Source organism: Spirochaetota bacterium, assembly GCA_017999915.1.
Classification (GTDB): Bacteria; Spirochaetota; UBA4802; order UBA4802; family UBA5550; genus RBG-16-49-21.
This window is the reverse complement of sequence record JAGNKX010000013.1, coordinates 80,124-99,605: the sequence shown is the minus strand read 5'-3', so window position 1 is coordinate 99,605 and position 19,482 is coordinate 80,124. Positions and strand designations below refer to the sequence as shown.

Annotated in this window: 15 protein-coding genes and 3 tRNA genes; 3 read left to right on the top strand and 15 right to left on the bottom strand. The window is 56.8% G+C overall.

Features of this window, described 5'->3' with window-relative positions:
* Positions 1–8 precede the first annotated feature (8 nt).
* The 14 genes from recR to KA369_17880 all read right to left on the bottom strand — a co-directional run bounded on the left by recR (position 9) and on the right by KA369_17880 (position 13,088).
* Complete coding sequence (gene recR / locus KA369_17945) at positions 9–605, bottom strand: recombination protein RecR (GenBank protein MBP7737866.1); 597 nt, start codon at positions 603–605, stop codon at positions 9–11.
* Between the two features lie 207 nt (positions 606–812).
* Complete coding sequence (locus tag KA369_17940; GenBank protein MBP7737865.1) at positions 813–1,145, bottom strand: YbaB/EbfC family nucleoid-associated protein; 333 nt, start codon at positions 1,143–1,145, stop codon at positions 813–815.
* Positions 1,145–2,911 carry a DNA polymerase III subunit gamma/tau gene (dnaX, locus tag KA369_17935; protein ID MBP7737864.1) on the bottom strand — a complete coding sequence of 589 codons (1,767 nt, stop codon included), beginning with the start codon at positions 2,909–2,911 and terminating at the stop codon, positions 1,145–1,147. The genes KA369_17940 and dnaX overlap by 1 nt, the downstream gene beginning before the upstream one ends.
* An 87-nt stretch (positions 2,912–2,998) precedes the next feature.
* Positions 2,999–3,083: transfer RNA gene (locus KA369_17930), tRNA-Ser, on the bottom strand.
* A 42-nt stretch (positions 3,084–3,125) separates the two neighbouring features.
* A tRNA-Ser gene (locus tag KA369_17925) sits at positions 3,126–3,212 on the bottom strand.
* A gap of 121 nt (positions 3,213–3,333) precedes the next feature.
* Complete coding sequence (locus tag KA369_17920; protein MBP7737863.1) at positions 3,334–3,981, bottom strand: adenylate kinase; 648 nt, start codon at positions 3,979–3,981, stop codon at positions 3,334–3,336.
* 30 nt (positions 3,982–4,011) lie between these two features.
* Positions 4,012–4,518 (bottom strand): nucleoside-diphosphate kinase, encoded by a 507-nt coding sequence (locus tag KA369_17915; protein MBP7737862.1) that lies wholly within the window; start codon positions 4,516–4,518, stop codon positions 4,012–4,014.
* A 108-nt stretch (positions 4,519–4,626) separates the two neighbouring features.
* Positions 4,627–4,711, bottom strand: a tRNA-Leu gene (locus KA369_17910).
* A gap of 262 nt (positions 4,712–4,973) precedes the next feature.
* The gene (locus tag KA369_17905) at positions 4,974–6,584 is read right to left on the bottom strand and encodes a PAS domain-containing protein (protein ID MBP7737861.1); all 1,611 of its coding nucleotides are present in this window, start codon (positions 6,582–6,584) and stop codon (positions 4,974–4,976) included.
* A 50-nt stretch (positions 6,585–6,634) separates the two neighbouring features.
* A complete protein-coding gene (locus KA369_17900; GenBank protein MBP7737860.1) occupies positions 6,635–7,018 on the bottom strand; it encodes an STAS domain-containing protein in 384 nt (127 codons plus the stop codon).
* A gap of 87 nt (positions 7,019–7,105) precedes the next feature.
* Positions 7,106–7,480: an STAS domain-containing protein gene (locus KA369_17895; GenBank protein ID MBP7737859.1), complete on the bottom strand. Its 375-nt coding sequence runs from the start codon at positions 7,478–7,480 to the stop codon at positions 7,106–7,108.
* A 16-nt stretch (positions 7,481–7,496) separates the two neighbouring features.
* A complete protein-coding gene (locus KA369_17890; protein MBP7737858.1) occupies positions 7,497–10,268 on the bottom strand; it encodes a SpoIIE family protein phosphatase in 2,772 nt (923 codons plus the stop codon).
* A 976-nt stretch (positions 10,269–11,244) separates the two neighbouring features.
* Positions 11,245–12,318, bottom strand: a complete 1,074-nt coding sequence (locus KA369_17885) for an AraC family transcriptional regulator (protein MBP7737857.1) — start codon at positions 12,316–12,318, stop codon at positions 11,245–11,247.
* 146 nt (positions 12,319–12,464) lie between these two features.
* Positions 12,465–13,088, bottom strand: a complete 624-nt coding sequence (locus KA369_17880; protein ID MBP7737856.1) for a LysE family transporter — start codon at positions 13,086–13,088, stop codon at positions 12,465–12,467.
* Between the two features lie 151 nt (positions 13,089–13,239).
* Here KA369_17880 and KA369_17875 point away from each other — a divergent pair, with 151 nt between their 5' ends.
* Complete coding sequence (locus KA369_17875) at positions 13,240–14,808, top strand: hypothetical protein (GenBank protein MBP7737855.1); 1,569 nt, start codon at positions 13,240–13,242, stop codon at positions 14,806–14,808.
* A gap of 25 nt (positions 14,809–14,833) precedes the next feature.
* Positions 14,834–15,382, top strand: coding sequence for a hypothetical protein (locus KA369_17870; protein MBP7737854.1), 549 nt, complete (start codon positions 14,834–14,836; stop codon positions 15,380–15,382).
* 28 nt (positions 15,383–15,410) lie between these two features.
* On the opposite strand, the gene KA369_17865 is transcribed toward KA369_17870, so the two are convergent.
* The gene (locus KA369_17865; protein ID MBP7737853.1) at positions 15,411–18,113 is read right to left on the bottom strand and encodes a PAS domain S-box protein; all 2,703 of its coding nucleotides are present in this window, start codon (positions 18,111–18,113) and stop codon (positions 15,411–15,413) included.
* 347 nt (positions 18,114–18,460) lie between these two features.
* On the opposite strand from KA369_17865, the gene KA369_17860 reads away from it, so the two are divergent.
* Positions 18,461–19,360, top strand: a complete 900-nt coding sequence (locus tag KA369_17860) for a leucine-rich repeat domain-containing protein (GenBank protein MBP7737852.1) — start codon at positions 18,461–18,463, stop codon at positions 19,358–19,360.
* Positions 19,361–19,482 lie beyond the last annotated feature (122 nt).

Genomic DNA, 19,482 nt, shown 5'->3' with positions numbered 1-19,482 from the left:
GGTCCGGGCTACATCTTAACCCTTCCCTCAAGCGACTTGATAATAGTCGCGGTATCGGCAAATTCCAGGTCTGCGCCCACGGGTAATCCGTGGGCGATTCTCGTTACGGACACGCCCAGGGGGTTGATGAGGCGCGCGATATAGAGCGACGTGGCGTCTCCCTCCACCGACGGGTTCAGAGCCAGTATCACCTCGCGCAGGGTCCCGCCGCGGCATTTTTCAACAAGGGCGCGGATGTTCAGCTCGTCCGGCCCGATGCCATCCAGGGGAGATATGAGGCCGTGGAGGACATGGAAGAGGCCCCGGTACTCGCCGGTCCCATCAATGGTGAGAACGTCCTTCGCGTCCTCCACCACGCAGAGAAGCCCCGTGTCGCGCCCCGGGTCCAGGCAGATGGCGCAGATCTCGCCGTCGGAGATTCCGCCGCACAGGGAACAGGTGAAGGTGTTCCGCTTCAGCTCCACCATCGCCCGCGCCAGCCCCTCCACATCGTCCCGGTGCATGCCCAGCATATGGAACGCTATGCGGGACGCGCTCTTCGGCCCGATGCCGGGTAGCTTGGACAATTTTTTTATCAGCGCTTCGAGATAGGCGGATGATTTCATGGTTATGCCTGATTTAATAATTCACGCCCTCACCCGCCCCTCCGGGGCACCCTCTCCCATATAACTCGGAAAAAAGGAGAGGGTTTCCGAAACACTAAGTGAAAACTCCCCCCTCTCCTTTTTTCAATTCTCAATGGGAGAGGGGGATCGAGGGGGTGAGGGGTTAAATTTAGCGCATCCCCTCCCGGGCGGGGGGTGAGGTCATTTTTACTTGAACAGGCTCCCCAGCCCCCCGAGCCCGGGAATATTGAGCCCGCCGGTGAGCTTCTCCATTTCAGCCGCGGAATAGCCCTTGACTTCGTCCACCGCGTCGTTGACCGCGGCGAGGAGCGCTTTCTCCAGCTCCCGCGGCGACGCGCTTTTCATATACTCCGGATCGATGGAAAGGGTGAGAAGCTTGTACTCGCCGTTCACCACGGCCTTCACCTTGCCGTTGGCGCCCTGGCCCTCCCGGGTGGCGCCCATGATCTTTTTCTGTATGGTCTTGAACTCCTTCTGGAGCTTCATCAGGTTTCCGATATCGCCAAGTCCTTTCAGCATCACTTGTCTCCTTTATCTATTATCTGCCCGTGAAAGGCGTTTTTTATCTTCTCGACGGTCTTGTCTTCCGGAACGAACTCCTGCGCGCCGGGATTCTTCACCATCTCCGCTTCCGGCGGCGGGATCGGCGCGGATTCTTCCGCGACGGCGCCTCCTCTCCTGGCGCCGGATTGGGGCGACCCGCTCTTTTTCGGGGCCGTTGCCTCGCCCCGCCCGGCGCCGCTGCCGGACCCCACCACGACCTTGAGGGGCCTGCCGTAGAGGCCGGACATTTCTTTTTTTATCAAATCAAGGTTCTTCTGCTCAAGGATGCGCGAATAATAGGTATTGTCCGCCCCGCCCGGAAAGGATATGTACAGGGTATCTCCCTCCACCGACACCGAGGACGGCGCCAGGACGCAGTGAAGGTACTGCTTGCTGTCCTTGATCCCGTCGAGGAAGCTTTCCCAGTGCCTGAATACGGAACCGGGTGACGGCGCGGGGCCCGGCTGCGCCGCCGGCGCCGGTGTCGGCGCGTCGCCGCTCTTTCGCTGGGCCTGGGGCGTTTCCGCCGCGCGCGCCTTCTTCTGAGCCGGGGCCGGCTCGACCCGCGCAGGCTGCGCGGCCGCCTGCTGTGCGGTCCCCTCGAGCTTGCTTATGATCGAAGAGAGGGACGGCGCCTTTTTCACCGCCACCATGTCAAGGAGGGACATCTCCAGGTTGATGCGCTCGTTGTTCGAAAACTTGAGCTCGCCCTGCAGATCGGCGGCGATGCGGAACATCATCGAGAGCTCCTCGTCGTAAAAGCGCGCCGACAGGGCCCGGGCCATGGCGATCTCCTCCTCGGAGAGGCCGAGGAGTTCGTGGAGGGACACGCCGTTCCTCATGAGCCGAATGGTGCGGAGCATGTCCACGAGGCCCCCCACGTAGCGCGGAATATCCACGCCCAGGAGCGCGACGCGGTGCACCTCTGCCATGACCGCGGCGGCGTCGGTATCGCCCACGGCCCCGAGGAGCGCGGCGTAGCTCTCCATCGGGACGATGCCCAGTATGGAGAGGGCGTCCTCCTCGCCGATCTCGGCGTCGCCGCCCCTGCGCAGGTCGGAGAAGGATATGACCTGGTCCAGGAGCGACTGGGCGTCTCGCATCGAGCCCTCCGCCGCCCGCGCGATCGGGTAGAGGGCCGTTTCGGATATGCGGTATCCCTCGCGCTGCACGATGGTGCTGAGGTGCGCGACGATGGGATCCACCGGTATCTTCTTGAAAAAGTATTTCTGGCACCGGGACAGGATGGTGTCCGGTATCTTGTGTATCTCCGTGGTGGCGAAAACGAAGACGACGTGGGGCGGCGGCTCCTCGAGGGTCTTCAGGAGGGCGTTGAACGCCGCGGTGCTCAGCATGTGCACCTCGTCGATGATGTAGACCTTGTACGTGGATTTCACCGGTGCGAAGTTCACGTTTTCGCGGAGCTCCCGGATGTCGTCGACGCTGTTGTTTGAGGCGCCGTCGATCTCGATGACGTCAAAGGACGTGCTCTTCCGTATCTCGCGGCAGTTGTCGCACTTGTCGCAGGGGTTCGGCGTAGGCCCTGTCTCGCAGTTGAGGGCCTTGGCCAGGATCCTCGCCATGGTGGTCTTGCCCACGCCGCGGGGACCGGAAAACAGGTACGCGTGGGAGACGCGCCCCTTCTCGATGCTGTTTTTCAGTGTCTTGGAAACATGGTCCTGGAAGACGACCTCGTCGAAGCTCTGAGGCCGCCACTTTCTGGCGGTTACCTGGTAGGACATGGGTTTTTGGCGATCCTTTATCCTTAATAGATACTATGCCCCCGGTCCCCTGCCGGGGATGAGGTCAAACTCAAGGATTAGATTCTTCGGAGAAGGGGGGATTCGAACCCCCGGTGGCTTACGCCACACACGGTTTCCAACCGTGCTCCTTCGGCCTCTCGGACACCTCTCCAGGTTGGCGCGCAAGGGACTGCGCGCTTTCGACTTATAACAGCGGAGAGAGAGGGATTCGAACCCTCGGTGAGCAAAGCCCACAACGATTTTCGAGACCGTCCCCTTCGGCCAGCTCGGGCATCTCTCCAGTTTTTAATTGAACATGGCCGGTCCCGCTTCTCGCGTTCGACGGCCCCATCAATAACGTAGTATGCTTAACAGGGGTGCCTATTTGTAAAGTATTTTTTCGCGGCTCCCCACCGGACCTTTCAACGGCCCAGGCGCGCCCTGATGGCCTCCATCGCCGGCTCCGGCGTGATCGACGGGGCCGAAATGAAGGCAGGATCATGGCGGTAATACTCGATGAGGGGAGCGGTCTTTTCCCCGTACGTCGCGAGGCGCTGCTTGATCGCCTCCTCGGTCTCGTCGTCCCGCTGTACCGTGGGACTGCCGCACTTGTCGCAGATCCCTTCCTTCTTTGAAGGCTTGGTGTGGATGTTGTATATAGCCTGGCAGTCGCGGTTTGAGCAGGTCCGGCGCGAGGTGAGCCTCCGGACTATAACATCCTCCGGCACCTCGAGATTGACGATGGCGTCCATCTTCATGCCGAGGCGCTCGAGCATCTTCTTCAGGGAATCGGCCTGCCCGATGGTGCGGGGAAACCCGTCGAGGATAAACCCCGCCCGGCAGTCATCCTCCTGGAGCCTCTTTTCCATGATGTCCAGGATGAGGGAATCCGGCACGAGCTCGCCGCGCTTCATGTAACCCTCGGCGGTTGTTCCCAGCTCCGAGCCGGCTTTCACGGCGCTGCGGAGCATGTCGCCGGTCGATATCTGCCTGATTCCGTAACGCGCCGTCAGCAGTTCCGATATGGTGCCCTTGCCGGCGCCCGGGGCGCCCAGCAGTATGATTCTCATGATGTTCTCTCCTGGCTTTTTGAGGGCCGCTCAGGCCCAGACTTTATCGGCGACCTTTTCCAGCACCACGTCCTTGACCGGATAGATGGACCCGACGATCTCCGACGGCTTGAACCAGAGCTTGATCTCGTGCTCCGCGTCCTCGGTGCTCGACGAGGCGTGAACCACGTTCTCGAAAACGCCCGTCGTGGTAATCCGCCCGTAGGCCCCGCGTATGGAAACCGGATTCGCCTTTTCAGGGTTGGTGTCCCCGACGATCTCGCGGACCTTGGATATGGCGCCGTCGCCCTGGTAGACCAGCGCCATGACCCGATGGGTGTTGTGGACGTCCCCCATGATGTATTCCACCAGCTCATGGAAAAAAGGCTTGTCGCTCAGGTGCTTGTAGTGCTCCTTCGCCAGCGCCTCCGTCACCTGCACGACCTTGGAGCCAATGATGATAAGCTTTGTTTCGGAAAGCCTGGAAAGGATATTTCCGGTGAGCGATTTGATCAGCCCGTCAGGCTTGATAAGGACTAAAGTTTGTTCGGTAGCCACGGCAGTTCCCCTTGCGATAGTATTGATGGCGCGGCGCTTGAGCGCCGCTGGAAGATTTCCGTCAGCAACTATAAATCTAAAGAGCCCCTATACGGGGCTCTTATGTTTTGCCCAGGGCGGGACTTGAACCCGCACAGGATCACTCCCACATGGCCCTCAACCATGCGTGTCTACCAAATTCCACCACCTGGGCTTGCTGCTGGTGTACAGATGACCTACATATTAAACAGAGCGGTATTGTCAACCAGAAAAATGTAAAATTCATCGCTCGTGTCCGGAAGCAGTATAATTTTAGGGGGGGGGGGCATGGAGCCATCCCAGCGAGTAGGCGACATGGACGTCGCCGATTCCGCCGAGTCAACATGGATGTTATACGAGGCGGACGAGCGGGATGGCTCCATGCCCCCCAATTTACGACTGCTATCCCGCGTCCTGACGAATCCATGGGATCCCACTCATTCAACGACCCGGTGGACAATCACCCACATTCCCTCGGGGTTCCCATCTTCGTCCCGTAAAAGATACTTCCGGACCAGCACGGGAACTATCGCTCCGTCCTTTCTGATATATTCCTTGCGGTACGGGTCGGAATAGCTGCGTTCCCTCAATTGTGTGTCAATGGCGCCCTTCTCAAGATCGTGCCATTTTGGAGGGGTGATATCCCACACCGTCAGCAGGTAGAGCTCTTCCCGTTCATATCCCAGAAGATCCTCGAAGGGCTGGTTGAAATCGATGAGCCTTCCCTCCATGTCGACCCAGGTGGAGCCGTCATGGATATTGTTGAAGAGCTCCCGGTACCGCCGCTCCGACCGGAACAGGGCGTCCTGGAGCTTCTTGTCGTCCGTGATGTCCCGCACCACCGCCACAACGCCGTCGAACTGGCCGTCCTTGACGATGGGGGAAAGCTTCGCGGAAAAGCAGCGATCCTCGCCATCCATGGCGAGCCAGTATTCAAATTCCGCCTCGCCGTTCGTCCTGGCCGTCTCAAAGGCCGCGCGGAACTGCGCGTCCTGCTCCGGCGGCATCACGTCGGCAGGACGCTTTCCGATGAACTCCACGGGCTGGCGGTAGAGCTTTTTCACATCGGGGGTATGGTAAAAAATGAACCGCATGTCCGCGTCGAAGGCGAATACCAGCTCCGTCATGGATGAGAGGATCCCCATCAGCCTCCCCTCGGACTTCACCAGGGCATCGATCGCCAGTCGGCGCTCCGTCACGTCCGTGATGACGCCGTCCAGCCGAATCTGCCTGTCCCCGAAGGGCCGCGCCAGCACGATGTCGCGGACCCACCGGATAGTGCCGTCCGCGTGGTATATCTTGTAGGTATCGTCGCCCCGGTCAACCCGGCCGGCCACGAGCTCCCGGTACTGTGAGCTCACCCGCTCCCGTTCGTTATCGCAGATTATATCGAACCACGCGTCAAAACCCTGCTGAAAATACGCCACGGGCTTGCCGGTGATATCGGCCAGCACCGGGGACTGGTAAATGTATGAGAAATTGCCGCCGCCGTCGATGATGCCGCTCCAGATATAGGCCCCGACGGAGCTGAGTATCGACTTCATTTTTTCGAAGGCCGACCGGAGCTCGTACTCCACCGCTTTCCCGGCGGACACGTCGCGGGACACGCTGAATATCACGTCGGTGCCGCACAGCTTCCCCGGCATTACCTTCGTTTCAACGGAAATGTTCGCCCCTGCCTTTGAGCGGAAGGGGATGTCGCAGAGGTATCGTTCACCCATGATTATCTGGGAGTAGCTTTCCTCGGCCTCGGCTTTCCGGTCCGGGGGATACAGGTCAAAGACATTCATCGACAGGAGCTCCTCCATGGAGTAGCCGAGCCTCCGTATCGTCACGGGGTTGGTTTTGATGATGCTTCCCCTGATGTCGACGACAAAAAGAAAATCGCCGAGCATATCCATCATGACCTGCCATTCCTCCTCGTCGCCGTAACCGATCATGCCGATCCCTTCCGGGTGCGGCCCCGGCTTCCGGCTTCCGGCGATCATGGCCCTGAGCCGCTGCAGGTCCTCGATCAGCTCTTCTTTTGTCTTGTCCCTATCGCTCACAGTCACTCCTTTTCATTCCGCATGATGTCGCCTTCGCCCATCCCCCTCCTTCACTGGACAAACCGGAACGATTTCATCGCATCAACATCGGTATTGCATACCCTGATAAAATCCTCAAGCTTGATCACCTTGAATATGCTCTTGATTTCATCAGAGACATTGGACATCACGATGTCGCCCTTATGCTTCCGGATCAGCTTGGCGGTATTGATAAAGACGCCGATTCCCGAGCTGTCGATATAGCCGACATTTCTCAGGTCGATGTATATCTTCTGCGCCCCGCCCGCGACAAGGGTCTTCAGGTATATCCAGAGATCGTTCGAATTGTCGATATCGACCTTCTGGGGAAGGGTCAGCTTGAATACCGTGGTCGTGTAATCGATCTTGTCCAGCGTCACCGGGGAAATTTTAATGATGTCAAATTGTATGTTCATCGTCCGCCCCCATTCATAATGAGCTCCATTCCCGCCGCGCGGAGACACCCTCGCGGGCGGCCCCCGGTACGCGTGAAGGAACGGCCATCACACATGCCTGAAAAAATATATGACCTCGTCCTCTCTTTCAAAAAACTTGATGAACCTGTTCAGCCTCACCGGCTGCACGATGATATGCACCCGCTCCGGCATGGAAAGTATGACGATATCGCCGCCGCGCTGGCGCAGGTGCTTGGCGGCGTCTATGAGAACGCCTATGCCGGAGCTGTCGATGAAATCGAGGCCCGTCATGTCGATGACGATCTTTTTCACGCCCCCCTTGACCAGGGTGAGGAGAAAGACCCGCATGTCGCCGGCATTGTCCATGTCGAGCATGTCGGCCGCCATGACACGCACGATGAAATTATCATAATGAACGTCGCCGGCCTGCTGGTTGACGATATGGATTATATTGGAAATCATCGGTACCCCGCTCCCGTTATGAAAGAAAATCCACCGCGATTACGGTAATGTCATCGCCCAGTGTCGCATCAGAGTCGCCGCCGATCCAATCGAGAATCTCCTTGAAGATGGCGTCGACGAATTCCGACGCGCTGCTGTCCTGGTGAGTCCTGATGAACTCATGGAAGCGCGCCTCGCCGTAAAGCTTGCCCCCGGCATGGCGCGCCTCCAGGATGCCGTCGGTGTACAGTATAACCCTGTCGCCGGGAAGAATATCCGCCTCCATGATCGGATACTCCTTCTCGGCGTACCAGCCGATGGGCATGCTGTTTTCCAAATCCACCAGGAGACGCTGCTCCTTTTTCCTCCAGATGAGAAGCGGCCAGTGGCCGGCGTTGGACTGGCGCAACTTCCTCTCCGCCAGGTCGATGCAGGCGTAGCACGCCGTGATGAACTGGCCCCCGGTGTAATTGAGCATGGTGGCGCTGATGTGGCTCATGAGGACCGACGGGTTGCCGGCGTCCTGCCGGTGGAACGAGTAGGCCACCTTGAGCATCGAGCATATGAAGGCCGCCGGTATGCCGTGGCCCGACACGTCGGCCAGGAGGATCCCGAGGAGTCCCGGCCCCACCATCTGGATATCGTAAAAGTCCCCGCCCAGCTTGGTCATCGGCTCGTACTTGAGGGCTATGTCCACGCCGTCGATGACCGGGAAGTCCTGGGAGAGTATCGATTTCTGGATCTCATGGGCGATCTGTATGTCGCGCTTTATGATGGACAGCTCGTTGTTCAGCTTCACGGAATTCTGCAGGGATATGAGGCTGCTCACCCGGGCCAGGAGCTCCTGGCGGTTGACCGGCTTGGTGAGATAGTCGTTGGCGCCCGCCTCGAGACCGGCGACGACATCATCGGGCTTGTTGCGGGCCGTGAGCATGAGCACCGGCAGCTCGTAGGGGGAAAGCTTCTCCCTGATGAGGCGGCACACCTCGTACCCGGAGATGCGGGGAAGCATGATGTCGAGAAGCACCAGGTCGAAAGACGACTGATCGAGACGCTCCAGGGCCTGGGGGCCGCTCGCGGCGGTCACGACCTCGTAGCCCTCCAGGGTGAGATAATTGATCATCACCTGGAGAACCACCGGCTCGTCGTCCACCACCAGCACCTTCCCGCGGGCCCGGCCGGTCTTATTGGCTCCCGTGCCGGTGGTGCGAATATCGTCAAGGGTGATCCCCTGGAAGAGCGCCGGCATATCGGCGAAGAGCCCCGTCGCGCCCTGGCCCTGGCTTTCCCGCCCCGCCTCCTCCGGCGCGGCCGGGACCGTGAAGGAAAAGCGGGAGCCGGTCCCCTCCTCCGATTCCACCCATATCCTGCCGCCGTGGAGCTCCACCAGCTTTTTCGCGATGGACAGGCCCAGGCCGGTCCCGCCGTATATGCGGGCGATGGAGCCGTCGGCCTGCTCGAAGGTCTCGAAAATCCGCCCGGTCTTGTCCGGGGGAATGCCGATACCGGTGTCGGCGACGGTAACGGTGTAAAAGCCGCTGTCCGGGGAATCGTGCGCCGCGGTTATGGTTACGCCGCCGGCCTCGGTGAACTTCACGGCATTGCCGATCAGGTTCAGCAGGATCTGCTGGAGGCGGTTCTCATCTGCGTCGGCTATGGCCGTCTCGGGATCGATATCGACCCGGATATCCAGGGATTTTCTCGCCGCCATGGGCTGCAGGATGGCCTTCACCATCTGCGCCAGGGAATAGAGATTCACCGGCTTCCGGCTGAGGACGATGTCATGGTGCTTCAGCTTGGAAAAATCGAGGATATCGTTTACCATCCCGGCCAGGCGCCTCCCGCTGGAGACGATCAGGGAAAGGTCATGGACGGATTCCTCAGTGGGGGGGCCGGCGGCGCCGCCGATGAGGGACTCGGCGATGCCGATGATCCCGTAAAGGGGCGTGCGCAGCTCGTGGGACATGTTGGCGAGAAACTCGTCCTTGAGGACGTCGAGGCGCTTCAGCTCCTCGTTGGCGGCGCGGAGCTGGTCTATTTCCAGCTGCACGATCTGCGCCAGGTGATTGAAGGTGTTACCGAGGATCCCCAGTTCGTCCCGCGCCGTCACCGGGATCCGGTATTGCAGGTCCCCGCCGCCGATCTTTTCCACGCCCTCAATGAGGTGGCCGATGGGCCGCGAAATGAACATGCTCAGGACCAGGCCGAGAAGGCTCGCCAGGGCGACCGCGACGATGATGGCCGCGTAAATCATCAGGCGGAGCCTTCTGATGGGGCCCAGCACCACCGACTTCGCGTACACGAGCCTCGCGATGCAGACAGCCGGCTTCCCCGGGAGGGCCCCGAGGGAGACGAACTCATAGCACTTGCCGTCGACACCGGGAAAAGATACCTCCCCATGGCCGGGATGCTTTTTCAGGGCCTCCACGTCAGGCGCCTGGACTTTGGGCCCCGGTCCGCTGCCCTTGATGAAATTCCGGTCAATGTACCGGGAAAGGATAAGGCCGTTGTTTTTCTCTTCCGAGGAGATCAGTATGGCGTCGGCATAGACCAGGCCGTCATCGGCCAGCGGCTTCAGCATGGAGATCATGTCCCGGGAATCCACCATGGAGCTCTGGATATCACCGCCGTTCATCATCAGGATATTGAGGGTGGTGCGGGACAGCATGCGGCTGTTGATCTCTCCCTGGTGGGTTATGAGGGCGAGCTTTTGTTTTTCCTGCTGGTTCAGGATGAACAGGGAAAGGGGAAGGGTCGCGGCAATAATGATAGAAATGAAGGTGAGGATTAATTTGAATTTTAGTTTCAATCCTGTTCCTGCTCACTGGTATCAATCGGATAGCATCTTGAAGAAGCACCTTTGTCCGGTCAATGTTATGCGCTCCAATAATAAAATAGCAGAATATTGATTAATCAATCGAATTTTATTTATAAAAAACAATAATTTTTAATCATTGAGACGATCCGGCCCTTAATTCATGATTTCTTGAATTTACTCTGACACCTGAAATTAGAATATGACATTTTTTATTAAATTATTCAATTTATTCGGGCAAAAATAATCATGAGGGAAAAAAAGAGGGCTAGTGTTGCACCAGCCCAACAAGAAGTATTACCTTAAAATTTGCTAAGGAAAAATCCTCAGCACCTAAGCTGAATAAAGTGATTAAACATATTTTAGGAGGATTTGCCTAAAATATACACAGCTAAAGGCTAATTCTGATGGTAACGTAGCATATTAAATTTTAGAAGTCTCGTTTAGTTATAAATTTGGAACAAATATTTGTTTCAGATTTATAAAACAGTAACAAGAACTAACCCCTGCGGGGGGACTCCTAAGGGGCTTCGCCCCTTAACCCCGAGGCTGATACTGATTTCGGCGACAATCTTCGCGATTTTCGATCTTTTGCGGGGGGGCTCCTAAAGGGCTCTGACCCTTCATCCTGAAGCTGTCACTGTTTTCGACGATAATCATCGCGAGTTCCGACCTTTGCGGGGGGCTCCTAAAGGGCTCTGACCCTTCATCCTGAAGCTGTCACTGTTTTCGACGATAATCATCGCGAGTTCCGACCTTTGCGGGGGGCTCCTAAGGGGCTCTGACCCTTCATCCTGAAGCTGTCACTGTTTTCGACGATAATCGTCGCGAGTTCCGACCTTTGCGGGGACCTTTTAAGGGGCTCTGACCCTTAATATCTATACAGAAACAAGTTTATGACAAATAAATATCTCGAATTACAAACCCAGGGACTGAAGAAGGCATGTTTAAATGATATTTACCGCTATTATTACACATTTTTCTTTCTATATTCAGCTGGAGATATGCCCGTGGTCTTGCGGAAAGCCGAGTGAAAGGCGGAATATGAATTAAATCCCACCGCCAGAGCTATGGAAAGAGTATTCCGGTCTGCCTCATCGACAAGGAGCTTTTTCGCATCCTCAATGCGGAAACCATTGATATAGCTGTTGAAATTCTTATTATAATGCTGGTTCAAAAACTGCGAAAGCTGGTGCTGGGTGACTCCCAGGGCCTGGCTGAGCCTTGGCAGCGTGAGATCCTCGTCGCAGTAGAGCTTTTCCTTTATCATCATGGCGTTGAGCTGCTTGCCGAGGCTGTCCAGGTCCAGGCCGTTCAGGTATGATTTCGAGTACGATTCGTTGCTGACATGAACCGTGCCGTACTGGAGCAGGTAGGGATACCTCTGCCCCATCAGGTAAAAGCAGAAAATGACCAGACTCACCAGCAGGTTTATGATTTTCAAGGCCGGCAGCGACAGGGCGATGGTTCCCCCGAGGCCGATGATGCCGGTTATGACCCATATGACAAGGAACGAAAAGAGAAACACGGTCCTCTGTTCCGCGGGATTCCCTTTTTTCAGCTGGTGGACAATACGCATCATGGGCGCAGCTATATATATGATGGGGGAAAGGACGCTTCCGGTAAATATCACCCTCAGCATGATATGCTTGTCCTGGTTGAGCAGCTCGTACACGATCTCCCGCTGCATGTTGGGAGAATAGAGGAAATAGGATATGAGATAGAGCCCCACCACCAGGAGGGGTATAAAATGAAGGATATCCCTCCTCTGGAGCCTGTCCTTGTCGCCGGTAAGACTCTCCAGATAAAAGAAGAGAAGGGGCCCCATGCAGAGAACCACGGGCACCTGGAAAAAAAAGAGTATCGGATAATCGTAGATCTTCTGCGAATGGAGCAGGTACAGGGAAAAGGTAATAAAGCCCATGAGGGGCAGGATGGCGGCCAGGACCATGTTCCTGAAATCAAGGGGCCGGACGATGAGACCAAGGGCCATCACCAGGGAAAGTCCGCAGGCGAAAATAATGATTAAATCTATGGCTAACATGTATTATTTGATGTGGATTTATAATATAATAATAAAATTATGATATTTTCGTGATATAGCCAAAAATATGCAAGAAAAATAAGCTGTTTTCCGGTCCATTTTAGCAATATGAAGAATTACCCTTGAAAAAATGGTTTCGCGGAGCATCAGAGGAGTATTGTTATCGCTTCGTAGATGAATTTAAGGCCGAAAAAGGCGAGAACCACGCCGCTTACCGCGCAGACGCCCTTCTGGAACCTGTCGCCGAAGAACGCGCCGCCGCGGAAGGACAGTGCTGAAAGGGCCCAACTCCAGCCGAAATCGCAGAGCCAATGCATAGCCATGAAGACGGCAACGCCGGCTGCGCCGAAACCGGCCGATTCCACGACCATGGACGCCCCCACCGTGGCCCACCAGATGAGGAAATAGGGATTGGCCGCGGTGAGTATAACACCCGAGGCAAGGGGCGACCGCCCGTCCCGCGCCGCTGTCAGCTCCCCGCCGCGGAGGCTCCGGAGCATTCCCGCGGCCATAAAAAGAAGCACGATGCCGCCGGCGAATCCGACTGCGGGCTTCACACCGGGAAGGGTGAAGACGTACCCGAACCCGAACAGCACCGCGGCCATGAGGGGTAATTCGACCATGCCGTGGCCCAGGGCGATGAAGATGCCCGCATGGGGCGACTCGCTCCCCTTACCCACCGTGACAGCCGCCAGGGGCCCCGGCGCCATCACGCCGGAAAGGGAAATGAGAGCTGCGCCAGCCAAAAATTTCGCATATAACAGGTCCATATCGATCCAATACCATTGGACTATAATCAGCATCGATCATGCTTTTATGAAAATTATTCAAGTTAACAATTGATAACTTAAAGAAATCATTTGACGACCTTATTGATTAAATATAGTATCCGCGTCAAATTCCTCACCAGGACGTCAGGCAATGTTAAAACGTTTCAACCATTTTTTTCTATTTCGTTTTGATGACAGCGATTACCTAACCAGGAAAAAGGCCTCCCTCATCATGTTTTTCGCCATATTCCTGATCATTCTGCTCAATATAGGCGCTGCGGCGTCGCTATCCATCAGCGTGGACCGCGCCATCGAGTTTTACTGGTCAGCGGGCCCGGCATCGCTCTTTTCCATTTTCACGCTCTACCTTTTAAGGCGCGGCAAGCTCCAGGCGGCGGCCAATGTATTCGTCATACTCTGCTCCATCCTCGTGTTCACAATGTTTTTGAATAAAACGCCCCAGGTCGCCTATGTAAGCATGACCTATTTCATGTTCGTGTGCATCCTCTTCGCCGCGATATTCTCATCCCGCGCCGTAACGACGGGCATATTCGTCACCTTTTCCGTTTCCGACGCCGCCATGTTCATCATGAACCGTGAAACCATCGAAGGGGCGATGCTGCCTCTCATAAAGACCGGCCTTATCGACAGCCTGGCGGCGCTGACCATCGCCTATCTCATCGCCATGCTCTCCATCACCATCCTGGAAAACTCCATCCGCATCATAGAGGACGAAAAATCAAAGAATGAAAAGCAGTTCAGCAAGATCATGGACATACACACCATCGTCAGGGGGAGCTCGAGCCAGCTGAAAAAGGTCGCGGCCGACATGTCCCAGACGACGGCCTCCTTCTCGGACAATATTGAGGCCCAGGCTGCGACAATAAGCGGCATCGCGTCCACCGCCACCGACATGTCCAACGGCATCGCCCAGGTGAGCTCCAACACGGCGGACCAGTACGAATCCTTCGTCACGCTGATCGGCTCGATCAGGAACCTGGCCGTTGAGATCGATTCCCTCAAGGCCAGCTCCGAGGAGATCGCCAGCCTCTTCAGCTCGGTCATCTCCATCGTCAAGAACAGCGAGGGGGCCATCACACTCATCAACCGCAACTCCGGCGAGCTCCTGGACAGCTCCCGGAAGCTGTCCAGCGTCATGGAGATACTGGGCGAGATATTCGACAAGATACAGCTCCTCGCCCTGAACGCCTCCATCGAGGCGGCCCGCGCCGGCGAGCACGGCAAGGGCTTCGCCGTGGTCGCCCTGGAGGTCAACAAGCTCTCGGATCAATCGGTGGGAAGCCTCAAGGAGATCACGGACCTCATCCAGTCCAACAACCTGATGTCGACGGAGAGCATGGGCAGCATCTCCTCCACCGTGACGATGCTGAAGGAAATCGTCGACATCGTCAGCAGGGTGCAGGAAAAATCGCGCGAAATCTTCAGTCATATCAACGTGCAGGAGCAGATAAAGATCGATATCGAGGAGAAGGTCGATATCGTCCAGAAAAAATCGATCGACATCAAGAACGCCACACGGGCCCAGGATACGAACATGAACGAGATATCCGGAAACCTTGCCAGCATCAATACGCTGATCCAGTCCAATATCGACGCGGCCAGGGGGCTCTCCGCCACGTCGGAAAACCTCGCCCTCATGGCGGACGAGCTGGCCGAATTGATCAGCGGCACCGGGATCACGGAGCCTGTTTCGGCATAGGCCCTCCGGCAGGACCATGGACGCGATGAAAAAAATACGCACGGCCGACAAGGTCGTCCCCATCAACCGGATCGGCGACACGGAAAAATACATCCTTGTGCCGCGCCTGGAGCGGAAGCGTGCCGTGAAAAAGGTGAAGCGCCTCATCAGGGTCAAGGGGGAGTGTTATTTCACGCAGGGCGTCCCGGTGGCCCTCATCGATTTCATTTACCGGGCGGTGGTGAAGCTGGGGCTCAGGAACCGGAAGCTGATATTCTCCCGCGGATCGGTGAAGATCAACGGCAGGCCCACCAGCAATGTCGTCGAGGTCTACGACCTTGACTGGGACCTGGGCACGTCCGTCATCATCCCGATGAAGCGCGCCTATGGCGACATGCTTGACTTTACCGTCGGCGGCTCCTCCCGCAGGCTGCGTCTCATGGAGATCATGGTCCTCTCGGGGATGCTAAAGCTCGTTTGCGCGGATAAATCCGAAAAGTGGCGGTCAGCCAGGGCGGCGTCGATCATGGCCCTGGGATGGGAAGTTTTGAATAAAGCGAATCCGCCCGACGTGTCCCCGGGAACCCCCGATTGAAAGACCGGCGCTGAAGCAGGGACGTCCCCTACCCTATGACGTCCCGGAGCTTGGCGGCAAAATCCTCGAAGTGGTACGGCTTCTGGACGAAACCGGATACCCTGTTGTTACCGGCAAAGCGCTCCGATATCTCGTATTCGCTGTACCCGCTGGAAATGATAACCCTGACGCCGGGCTTGATACGGTTCAGCTCCTTGAAGGTCTCTACGCCGTTCATCATCGGCATCGTGAGGTCGAGGATGACGCACACGATGGATTCGATGTTCTCCCTGAACACCGCGATCGCCTCGATGCCGTTGACGGCGGTCAGCACCGAGAAACCGAGGAGCTCCAGCATGCGCTTGCCCACGGAAAGAACCGATTCCTCGTCATCGACCATGAGGATGGTGCCGATCCCCCGCCACGAGCCGGACGTTGAACGCCGCATCAGCTCATGACCGTCGCCGTCTCGCGATACGGGAAAGAACACCCTGAAGGAAGTTCCCTTGCCCGGCTCGCTGGTGATCCTGACCGCGCCGCGGTGGCCCCGGACGATCCCCAGAACGGCGGCAAGGCCGAGACCGCGGCCGGTGAACTTCGTGGTGAAAAATGGCTCGAATATCCTGGCTATGGTCCCGCGGTCCATGCCGATGCCGGTATCGATCACGTCTATAAACGCGTACTCCCCCTCGGGAAGGTTATCGTCGAGGTAGGTCTCTTTTAAATCGACCCTGTTCAGGTGCGCCGAGCCGATCGTGATCATGATGGCGCCCGTTTCATCGCCAATAGCCTCGGACGCGTTAATGACAAGGTTCATGATGATCTGCCGCACCTGCGCCGCGTCGCCGTTGATCATGGGCATCATGTCGGGGAACTCGAAGCGGACGGCTATCTTCTTGGATATGGAAACCTCCAGGAGCTGGGTGATCTCCTTCACCATCTCGCGGAGATCGATCGACGAAAGCTCGAAACGCCCCTTACCCGAATAGGCGAGCATCTGCCTGCACAGCTCGGCGGCGCTGAAGGAACCCTTCTGTATCTCCTTCAGGTTGTCCCAGACCGGCGAATCCTCCCCAATCTTCATGATCGCCAGGTCGGCGTTGCCGAGGATCCCCGTGAGGATGTTGTTGAAGTCATGGGCGATGCCGCCGGCCAGAACGCCGAGGCTTTCGAGCTTCTGGGTGTGCTGCAGCTGCGCCTCAAGGCGGCGGCGCTCTTCCTCGATGCGGTGACGCTCCGTGACGTCGATCATGAGGCCCGTAATGCCGACGATCTGGCCGTCCTCTATGGCCAGCCTTCCCGACGTGCGCACGTAGTGGACTTCCCCGTTCTTGTCAACGGCGCGGAACTCCCGCGGCGCCATCGACTCGCCGGAGAAGATCCTCGCAACATCCGTCATCATCATATGTATGTCGCTCTGGTCGACAAAAAAACTGAAGTGCTTGCCCACCACCTCTTCGGGCCTGTATCCCGCGATCTGCTCGATGACCGGGCTGATATAGGTGAAGCGGCCGGTCGTATCGGTGCTGAACACCACGTCCGATATGTTCTCAAGGAGGAGGCGGTATTTTTCCTCGCTCTTCCGGAGGGCCTCCTGGGCCTGCTTGTGCTCGGTCATCTCCCGCTCGAGGAGATGCGTACGCATGCGCACACGCTCCTCCAGCGACTGGTTCAATCCCCGTATTTCATCCTCCCTACGCTTCAGCTCGGTGATATCATGAAACACGACGAGCCTTCCGATGGAACGTCCGCGCTCATCGCAAAGCGGCGAGCTCCGCACATCGTATACGGCCGTGGCATCACCGGTGACATGGATTTCCTTCTGACCGCCGTTCATCTGCCCGCCGGGAAAAAGAAGGCCCGGCTCAATGCGCGACGAAACCACCGCCTGGAGGTCATGGCCGACAACCGAGCGCAGTTCAACGCCGAAAAGCCCGCAGGAGGCAGGGTTCATTTCCGCGATGTGATTATTCCCATCAAGGACAATAACGCCATCGCCCATGTTCCGTATCAGCACGTCACAGGCCACCGGCACGATGTCCAGGAGACGGTACCTCAGGATGCCCAGTGCCAAAAGCGCTCCGGTAAGAGTGAAGGCGATCGGTGTCGTATCCAGGCCAGGAATCGGCACAATCTCGGCCACGTAAAATAAATTGCCGATCCACAGCAGCGCCATGGCGATAACCATGAGCACCGACTGAGACCGGTACAGTTCCGGAGAACGGAACGCGCTCCGGATGAGGATGAAAGTCGCGGCAAAAAGGACGGCGTAGCTGTAGGCGAAAAATATCCAGAATGCGATCCCGTGCCCATAGATGAGAAGCGGACCATTGCTGTAAATTCCCGCGGTTGCCATGACGGGTGTAATCACGCTCCAGAAAAGCCAGTGCCACTCATTCGTGGCCGCCATGGACACGCTTGCGACAGGGACCACCCAGAGGAGAAGCATGCGCCGATCGGCTATCCACTTAACGGAGCGGTTATACTCAAGCGCCACCAGGAGCCAGAGGACTGGAACACTGGCGATCCCTATATAGGCAAGCTTGACAAACATGACCTTCATGGCCGCGTCGGCTGTCAGCAGTTCGAGGGCGGCGGTCATGGCCCATTCGCAAATGGCGATCATATACAGGCCCAGGGGAACGCCGATACTGGAAATATGGCGGCGTCTCAGAGAATAGACCGCCAGCATGAGGGCGCAACAGGCGGTCACCACCATGATGCCGCTGATCAAGGGAAATCCGAAATTCATCGCCTCCGATACCATGCAGTATGAATACGCGGCAACAGCCGTCTCCTCCCGGAGATCCGCAGCTGTTAATCATAGGGCAAATCAGCGTATTTGGACTATAACCAGACCGGAAGATATGTCAATTATTAAATAATCATTGGATAATTAGTTCATGTCTCGACGGTTTGACAAGGTTGCCACGTCCCCGCTCGGTAACCGGGCGGGAGGATATTCCCGGATCCAATCACGAGTTATCCGGATGTTTGCGTTTCAAGCCATGATTTAGATTTGACATAATCAGCGGCTATACATCATGAATAATCCAGACCGGCATACCGATGTATATATGAAAACCGGCGTACCATATCATGGCAGACACCATAGACAGCATCTACCGGGAACTGAAGAAGCAGGTAAATCCCCATCGATTAAAGGAAATCAGCGTGGATATCATAGCCAGGTACCGCGCCCATGACAGGGATGGCCTTGCCTTCTATGGAGAGCTTCTGGGTCTCGACACAGCCGCGGCCACCATGAGCAGGCTTTTCGCCAGCATTATCCAGCAGTACCACCCCGACAAGTTGACAAAGATCATCAACGAAATCGAAGATCATTTCAAAAACAATAAACTGGAAGAGATGGTCCGGCTGCGGGACATCTTCATCTTCAAGGGAGCTCCCCGGCCCCTGTCGTACCGGCCTGAGATCCGGGCGGAAGAGACCTATGGTTACGGCGATGATGATTTCGGATATGATGAAAAGGCCGTGTACGAGGAAGATTTCACCGAAGGCGAAGAAATCGATGAATTCGAAGAAGCCTATGAAGACCACGAGCGGGGCTTCATCGAGGCCCTCACCAGGCTGGTCTTCGGAAACCTGGATCTCGCCATCACCATAGAGGACGTCCAGGGCCTCGAGGGTGAACTGGACCTTTCAGATTACGATATCGTGGACCTGAAGGGCGTTGAGCACTGCATGAACATAAGCAGCCTGAACCTGTCAGGGAACGACATCCGGAGCATCGGCCCCCTGTCGCGGCTGACACAGCTGGAGTCGCTCTTCCTCTCAGGGAACGGCATCCGGAACATCAGCCCCCTTGCCGGCCTTGTCAACCTGAAAGAGCTGGACATCTCCTTCAATGAAATCGAGGACATATCAGTTCTGAAGAGTTGCGACAGCCTCCTCTACGTCAACCTTATGGGGAACCCGGTCAGGGATGCCGCCACGATCAGGGAGCTGACCGAAAGGGGCGTGCTGGTGGTGTATTAGGGCGTGGAAGGTCCGAACAAGCCTGGGGACTGATAGTTATCGGTGACTTCCGGGGTCAGAGCAGCCGTAAAACCGATTGTTATCGGTAAAAGCTGCCATAGGACCGATTGTTATCGGTTAAA

Bases quoted from the DNA above. Each gene is read 5' to 3' on its own strand.
- KA369_17920 (MBP7737863.1), bottom strand. From the start codon at position 3,981: ATGAGAATCATACTGCTGGGCGCCCCGGGCGCCGGCAAGGGCACCATA.
- recR (MBP7737866.1), bottom strand. From the start codon at position 605: ATGAAATCATCCGCCTATCTCGAAGCGCTGATAAAAAAATTGTCCAAG.
- KA369_17895 (MBP7737859.1), bottom strand. From the start codon at position 7,480: ATGATTTCCAATATAATCCATATCGTCAACCAGCAGGCCGGCGACGTT.
- KA369_17875 (MBP7737855.1), top strand. From the start codon at position 13,240: ATGTTAAAACGTTTCAACCATTTTTTTCTATTTCGTTTTGATGACAGC.
- dnaX (MBP7737864.1), bottom strand. From the start codon at position 2,911: ATGTCCTACCAGGTAACCGCCAGAAAGTGGCGGCCTCAGAGCTTCGAC.
- KA369_17885 (MBP7737857.1), bottom strand. From the start codon at position 12,318: ATGTTAGCCATAGATTTAATCATTATTTTCGCCTGCGGACTTTCCCTG.
- KA369_17880 (MBP7737856.1), bottom strand. From the start codon at position 13,088: ATGGACCTGTTATATGCGAAATTTTTGGCTGGCGCAGCTCTCATTTCC.
- KA369_17870 (MBP7737854.1), top strand. From the start codon at position 14,834: ATGAAAAAAATACGCACGGCCGACAAGGTCGTCCCCATCAACCGGATC.
- KA369_17900 (MBP7737860.1), bottom strand. From the start codon at position 7,018: ATGAACATACAATTTGACATCATTAAAATTTCCCCGGTGACGCTGGAC.
- KA369_17860 (MBP7737852.1), top strand. From the start codon at position 18,461: ATGGCAGACACCATAGACAGCATCTACCGGGAACTGAAGAAGCAGGTA.
- KA369_17865 (MBP7737853.1), bottom strand. From the start codon at position 18,113: ATGAATTTCGGATTTCCCTTGATCAGCGGCATCATGGTGGTGACCGCC.
- KA369_17940 (MBP7737865.1), bottom strand. From the start codon at position 1,145: ATGCTGAAAGGACTTGGCGATATCGGAAACCTGATGAAGCTCCAGAAG.